Below are 3,075 nucleotides of genomic sequence, written 5' to 3' on the forward strand. Positions count from 1 at the left end.
CGGCAGCTCCTACAGGGATCGGCGCAATTCTAGGGGGCGCCCTCAATGGCGATAAGCTGGGATTTCTGTGAATCTTTGTTACGGTTAACGAGATAATCCCTTGGTCGGGGGTCTCGCCCCTGAAACTTCGTGTCACAATTTGCCATCTCCCTTGAGAGCACCCCATGGACACTTTGCAAAACATGCGCGCCTTCAGTTGCGTCGCCGAAGCCGGCAGCTTCACCGCCGCCGCCGTGCAACTCGACACCACCACCGCCAACGTCTCGCGCGCGGTCTCCAACCTGGAAGCCCACCTGCAAACCCGCTTGCTCAACCGCACCACCCGCCGCATCGCCCTGACCGAAGCGGGCAAGCGCTACCTGCTGCGCTGCGAACAGATCCTCGCCTACGTCGAAGAGGCCGAAGCCGAAGCCAGCGACGCCCACGCGCGCCCGGCCGGGCAGTTGAAAGTGCACACCATGACCGGCATCGGTCAGCACTTCGTCATCGATGCCATCGCCCGCTACCGCAAAACCCACCCGGACGTGACCTTCGACCTGACCCTGGCCAACCGCGTGCCGGACCTGCTCGACGAGGGCTACGACGTATCGATCGTGCTCGCCAGCGAACTGCCCGATTCCGGTTTTGTTTCGCAGCGACTGGGCATCACCTACAGCATCGTCTGCGCCTCCCCGGCCTACGTGAAAGCCAACGGTGCCGCGCAAAAACCCAGCGACCTGCTCAACCACGCCTGCCTGCGTCTGGTGAGCCCGGTGATCCCTTTGGAAAAATGGGCGTTCGACGGCCCGGAAGGCCAGGAAGTGGTCACCATCAACAGCTCACCGTTTCTGGTGAACTCCGCCGACGCGATGAAAACCGCGATCATCAGCGGCATGGGCCTGGGTGTGCTGCCGGTGTATGCGGCGATTGAAGGCTTGCGCAACGGCACGCTGGTGCGGGTGATGCCGAACTACCGCTCGCAGGAATTGAACCTGTATGCGATCTACCCGTCGCGGCAATATCTGGATGCGAAGATCAAAACCTGGGTTGAATACCTGCGCGGATCGTTGCCAGAAATCCTCGCCGCGCACCAAGCCGAACTGGCCGCCTACGAACTCAGCGGCACCCTCGCCGGCGCCCGAGTCGCCAACTGACGTTTAAACACACCACGCCCCGTAGGAGCTGCCGCAGGCTGCGATCTTTTGATCTTGCCGTTTAAAAATCAAAAGATCGCAGCCTACGGCAGCTCCTACAGAACGGCGATTTCGCGGATGTTTCCGACAGGTCGCGTCGGTTGTCTGTCGGAAGTGAGGTGGATAGGCTTTGGGTGTCGCTGACGAATCAGCGACCGGGCTTGGTCGCTCGGGTTTAGAATGGCGCACTTTTCAAGCTTGCTTAATGGCGAGCCGTGCGTGGGAGAGCTTCGGCTCTGCCGGGTTTCCATTCCCTGGTCGACCAACCCGCGTACGGTTCGCCACCCTATTGCTTGGTCGCAGTGCTTGGCGAACTCCACTTCCCGAATGGAGCTTCACCATGATCAAACCAACACCGAATCCCCCGGAACTCGAAGACACCACCCCCTACGAATTCCCCGGTTCAAAAAGATTCCACGAAGCCGCCGAACGCGCCCTCGACCACTACCTCAAACCCAACGCACTCACATTGCGCTTCCACAAACCCAGCACCATGTTCCAGGTCGCCCCCAATCAGGACAACGAAAGCCTGCTGGTCCACGCCTGCGAATCACTGGCACAAGCCAGCCTCATGACCAGCGACATCGCCGCCTACATCGAACTCCCGCAGCGAAGAACGATTCTGGCGATCCAGCAAATCATCATGCTCGCCGAACTGGCCGTGAATCGCGCGCTGGATAACCACGAAATATCCCAAACCCCAACCCACAACTGATTCCCCTGTGGAAGCGAGCTTGCTCGCGAAGACGTCAGCACATTCAACGTTTACGGTGTCTGACACTCAGCTATCGCGAGCAGGCTCAATCCTACAATTGATCAACACCAGGGTTAGTCTCGTATTCCAAGCCTGAAACACCTCTGAACCCGCCATGATCTTTGCGTGTAGTTGACGTACTGCCTTCGAACAATAGTTCAAAACCACCGTCAAACGTCCCCTTGGCAATATCAAAGTTCACGTCAACGTATCCAGTTCCATGCAGCGCAGAATAAGGTTTAAAGCTATGCCCACCGCCTACGTTTTCATTGATTGAATAGATCATGTGAGAGACCTTTCCACCTTTTACAAATGGATGCCTTCCGTTTTCAATATCCAAGCTGAAGTAGAGACTAAGATCCAGCCACTTAGTCGGACTAAGTTCCTGTTTTGCACTCAGCACCACCAGTTTATTGACCCTACCTACTATGAATTTTACGACATTCCCGGAAAACGGTGCAAAGTCACCTATTAGCGCATTTCCGGTACCTTGTACCGCCGACAGGGGATGATCCTTTGTAAAAAACTCGTCATGCTCCATGTTTTAACCCTTCCAAGAAATTTAATTGGCCCTACCATTAACAGAAGTCTTCCTTCTCTTCGGGCAATTAACACCTGATATAAATGACAGTTTTTAAGTACGAGTTGCGATAAAAAATTCGAAAACCGAGTCAAACCTTTTGCAACCTCACAGAAAATGATCGGCTGTTATACCGCCTTCGCGAGCAGGCTCGCTCCCACAGTTGGATTGAATGCATTCAACTGAAAGATGGTCGGCTGTCAGGCCCCCATCGCTGGCAAGCCAGGCTCCCACAGGGGTTGAGTACAATTGAGAGATATTGGTAGGCCGGCAGGACGTCATCGCGAGCAGGCTCACTCCTACAGTTGGATTGAGTACATCTGGCAGGAATTGGTCTGCTGTCAGGCCGCTATCGCGAGCAGGCTCTGCTCTTACAAAAGCACAAGCAAGATCAAAGGATCGCAGCCTGCGGCAGCTCCTACACAGGATGAGCGCAAGCTCGACAAAGCTCTTGATCTTGATCCATGAGCGACGTCGGAAGGCTGAGTGGAGGGATTGATCCGGGGGTGGGAGCGCAGCGACCGTTTGGCGCAGCCAAACACAGCGAGAGGAGGTGCAGCGAAGCAAAC

General features: G+C 55.9%; 3 protein-coding genes. 2 read left to right on the top strand and 1 reads right to left on the bottom strand.

Features of this window, described 5'->3' with window-relative positions; translation table 11 throughout:
* Positions 1 to 164 precede the first annotated feature (164 nt).
* Together PMI37_RS30685 and PMI37_RS30690 are read left to right on the top strand one after the other, a co-directional pair.
* A complete protein-coding gene (locus PMI37_RS30685) occupies positions 165 to 1,133 on the top strand; it encodes a LysR family transcriptional regulator (RefSeq protein ID WP_008088899.1) in 969 nt (322 codons plus the stop codon).
* Positions 1,134 to 1,512: 379 nt separating this feature from the next.
* Complete coding sequence (locus tag PMI37_RS30690) at positions 1,513 to 1,887, top strand: DUF6124 family protein (protein ID WP_008088901.1); 375 nt, start codon at positions 1,513 to 1,515, stop codon at positions 1,885 to 1,887.
* Positions 1,888 to 1,978: 91 nt separating this feature from the next.
* Here the strand turns inward: PMI37_RS30690 and PMI37_RS30695 are convergent, their stop codons facing one another.
* A complete protein-coding gene (locus PMI37_RS30695) occupies positions 1,979 to 2,467 on the bottom strand; it encodes a hypothetical protein (RefSeq protein WP_008088903.1) in 489 nt (162 codons plus the stop codon).
* Between the last annotated feature and the right edge of the window lie 608 nt (positions 2,468 to 3,075).

Origin of the sequence: Pseudomonas sp. GM80 (assembly GCF_000282515.1) — a bacterium.
Taxonomy (GTDB): Bacteria; Pseudomonadota; Gammaproteobacteria; order Pseudomonadales; family Pseudomonadaceae; genus Aquipseudomonas.